The 4118-nt window shown below is 33.0% G+C and carries 2 protein-coding genes; both read right to left on the bottom strand.

The genetic code is table 11. From position 1 onward, the window contains the following. The coding region (locus ACIQZC_RS09595; protein ID WP_396139007.1) for a SusC/RagA family TonB-linked outer membrane protein at positions 1–2922 on the bottom strand (2922 nt) is incomplete at its 3' end. 63 nt (positions 2923–2985) lie between these two features. Beyond that, positions 2986–4118: hypothetical protein (locus ACIQZC_RS09590; protein WP_396139006.1), on the bottom strand; the 1133-nt coding region annotated here is incomplete at its 5' end.

Here is a 4118-nt window from a genome sequence, read left to right as displayed (position 1 = left end):
AAGGTTGTCTAAGCTAATAAAATCACCATCTTCCACAAAACGTGTTGAGGCATTGTTGGCTTGATTCACAAAATTGTTACCACCTGCCCATAATAATGGAGTCCATCCATCTCCAGGATTAGCAGCACTTTGCCATCTTCCTAAAATTTCAGTACTGTTGTTGTTGAAATTTAAGTTCATTAATTCTCTTCTTGTAGCATTGAAAACTTTGTTTCCTCCACTAAAACGGAATAAGAAATTCAAATCGAAGTTTTTATAAGTTAAAGTTGATCCAATACCTCCGAAATATTTTGGCAAGGTATTACCCAATATTTTTTTATCTGATTGTAACAACGATGAAGCAGCTCCTGTAGCTCCTGGATTAGCAGGGTCAAAAGTTCTGTATAAACCCGTAGCTGGATTTCCTTGTACTAAAGAACCATCTGCTTTATAGTAAACTGGGAAACCATTTGAAGGGTTTACACCCCAATATTCCCAACCAAATAAAGAATTGATTGATTCACCTTCTCTAATAATTAAATTCGGAGCAATAGAAGCATCAGTGAAGGTACCTCCATTGATGTCGTTTCCTCCAGGTGTTGAATTCACTTTATTGTCTTGTAAGGTTAAGTTTGCATTAACAGACCAAGTTAAATTCGGTGTATCAAGGATGTTATATTGAACTCCAAATTCAAAACCTGTATTTACTATATTACCAATATTTTTACTGATTGCTCCTCCTGGTACACTAGTGCTAGGCACACCTAAAGATGCAGGAGTTCTTTCAGACATTACTAAACGTTTGTTGTCATTTTTGAAATAATCAACATTCATTTTAAGTTTGTTATCCAATAAACCGAAATCAACACCAAAATCAACTTTTTCACTAACTTCCCACGAAAGAATGCTGTTACCAAATTGAGTTACTCCAATACCATTTAATGATCCATAAGGTTGTGGTGATGCCAAGTTTAAATATGGGAAAGCACCAATATCTGTATTACCTACTTCAGAATAAGAAGCTCTTATTTTGAATTCGTTAATGTATTTAGTTGCACTTTCAAAGAAAGATTCTTTTGCAATATTCCAACCTGCAGAATATCCTACAAATGAATTCCATCTTCTATCTGCTGCTAGTTTAGACAAACCATCTCTACGAATAGATCCTTGTAAAAAGTATTTTTGTTTGTAGTTATAGCTTAAACGTCCAATATAAGACATAATTCCAGTTTCCACTAAACCTCCACTTGATTCTTGTGTTGAATATGATCCCGTTACTAAGTTTTGGTTGTAAAACTCATTCACTAACCCTGTTCCAACACCCGTAAAGGCTTTATTAGTTTCTTTTTGATATTCTACAACAGCCGTTGCTGCAACATTATGATAGTCATAGAAGGTTTTGTTATAATTCAAAATGTGTTGTAAATTCCATCTTGTCAAATCAGTAGTATTATTTTGTAATCTACCAGCTGAACCTCTACCATCACCATGTGTTGGGTTCCAATATAAAAAACCCTCCGTGTTTGCTTGGTCTACACTTGCTTGAAAACGATAGTTCATACCTTTAAACAAATCAGCGGACAAATAGGTATTAATAAGTGTTCTTCTGATTTTTGATTGTTGTTTATTCTTATCTAATACATAAACAATATTAGTAATGTTATCACCAATATTTGCTAGATTATCCCAACGTCCCATGAAACCATTGGATAAATTGATGTTGTAGCCAGTTGGGTTTGCAGGGTCATAGATAGGAGTATTTGGAGCCTGACGAATTGCATTAAACATGTTTCCTGAAAGTGAATTTCTTCCTACATTCAAACCATCATATTCTGTTTGTGTCAAAGCAATACTTCCACCAAAAGACAACCACTTGTTGATTTTGTGATCTAAATTAGAACGCACATTGTATCGAATCATTGAATTTGATTCTGCAATACCATCTTGTTCGGCATAACCTAATGACATAAAATATTTTGTTTTGTCGTTACCGCCAGAAAATGATAGATTATGATCTACTTGAAGTGCATTGCTGTTCAATACTGCTTTTTGCCAATCCGTGTCGAAATCAGTACCTGCAGCCCACAATGTATTTGTTGGGCTGATATTTGTTCTTTTTTCGTTCGAAATTCTAATAAAATCAGCTGTTTTTAATAAATCAAAAGTTTTAAATGGAGATGCAAAACCAACTACAGTGTTGTAATTCACAACCATGTCGCCTTTTTTCCCTTTTTTGGTAGTAATTAAAACTACCCCGTTTGCAGCTCTAGATCCATAAATAGCTGTTGCAGCCCCATCTTTTAAAATCTCAAAAGATTCAATGTCATTAGGATTAATGTCTCCTAATCCGTTAGCACTTGCATAACCTCCTAAATCACCTGAATAAATGGGCATTCCATCAACAACATAAAGCGGATCAGTACCTGAATTAATAGAGGCTATACCTCTAATTCTAATTCTTGGAGCGGCACCAATAATACCTGTTGAAGTAGTTACTTGAACCCCTGAAGCTCTACCAGCTAATTGCGATTCAAAACTTGGTGTCACTAATCCTTGAATAGCTGAACCATTAATTTTTGAGATCGAAGAAGTTACCTCGCTTCTTTTTTGAGTACCATAACCAATAACCACAACATCATCAAGTTGTTTTGTATCATCTTGCAATTTAATGATTAGGTTTGTTGAACTTGCTAAAACCTCTTGTGTTTTCATTCCTAAATAGCTAAACACAATAGTTTGCGTACTACTTGCTTCAATGGTAAACTTACCATCAAAGTCTGTCTGAACGCCTGAAGTGGTTCCTTTCACAACTACTGTAACACCCGTAAGTGGTTCGCCTGAGCTGTCAGAAACAATTCCAGAAACGGATCGAGTTTGTGCAACCGCTAGTTGCCCTAACAACACTATAAATAGTGTAAAAAGTCCTAAAATTTTAGATTTCATATAAATAAATTAAGTTAGTTTATAACAAAATTATTAAATTATATTAAAAAATCAAATTTTTTTTTAAAAATTTGTTTTAAAGCTAATATGCACAATCGAATTAGACAATTTTATGGCTTGGTCGCTCGTGTTTCCATTGGCATAAATTAAATTAAACAAGCCGTTTTTGGTAAATAATCCAAAACCAAAACCCAATCCTAACAGTTTGTCATCAATACCAGCGGTTTTGTCTTGAAAAAAACCATAATCGGTTATGGAATGAACGTATAAATTTGGTGCTACTAAATAACGATATTCGGCCATAATTCCACTAAAAACATTCGCTTGTAAACTATTTTCGTTAAAACCTCTAATCGAGTTTATGCCGCCAAAACGATACAATTCGTTAATGATATAAGATTCACTTTGTAAGTAATAAGATTGATTTTTTATGAAAATACTATTTTTCTGATTCAATTCGAAATAATGACTAAATTCGAGTTGACCAAAAAACTGATTTGATTTTGCACCAGAAATGGTTCTATTTCCTAATCCAACTTTTGCAAACACTTTTGTTCGTTCCGGAAAAATAAAATTATCAGTTGCATAATTTACGTGTTCAAAACTCGAAGAAAAGAAAGTATTCGTAAAATCGTTCAAACTAAACGAATTAGTATTTTGAATATCCACCGAATTTGTTTTTTGGTAACCCAAATAGGCTTTAGTGTTGTATGAGAAATAATAACCCAAATTTAAATCGGTAATGGTATTCTGAAAAGTAGAATCTTGTTTAAAAATTCGAAGATTTGCTTTAATTCCAATCGGACTTTTAAATAGGTATGGAATTTCGGTTCCTAAATTAAATGACGTTTGGCTGTTACCATCATTTTTCCAATACAAATTAAATTTTTCGCCCGAATTCAAAATATTCTGCAATTGTAAATCTAAATAACCGTTAAACGTCAATTTGCTTTTATCATCGTTTGAAAATCCAATAAAACCATCAAATTTATTAGGTTTCGATTTTTCTAAATACACAAAAACCTTGGTAGAATCCGTTGTGAATAAAATTTCAGGATATTTCATCTGATTTACAAATTGTAGTTTGCTAAATTCTTCATTAATCTGTTTTAAATTTTCTTGATTAAATGTTGCTTTTTTGGCTTTTTTGGTAATTGCTTTTTTAATTCCATTCGGAAACTTGTCATAACCAATAA

Source organism: Flavobacterium sp., assembly GCF_044338735.1.
Taxonomy (GTDB): domain Bacteria; phylum Bacteroidota; class Bacteroidia; order Flavobacteriales; family Flavobacteriaceae; genus Flavobacterium.
This window is presented reverse-complemented; position numbering and strand designations above follow the sequence as displayed.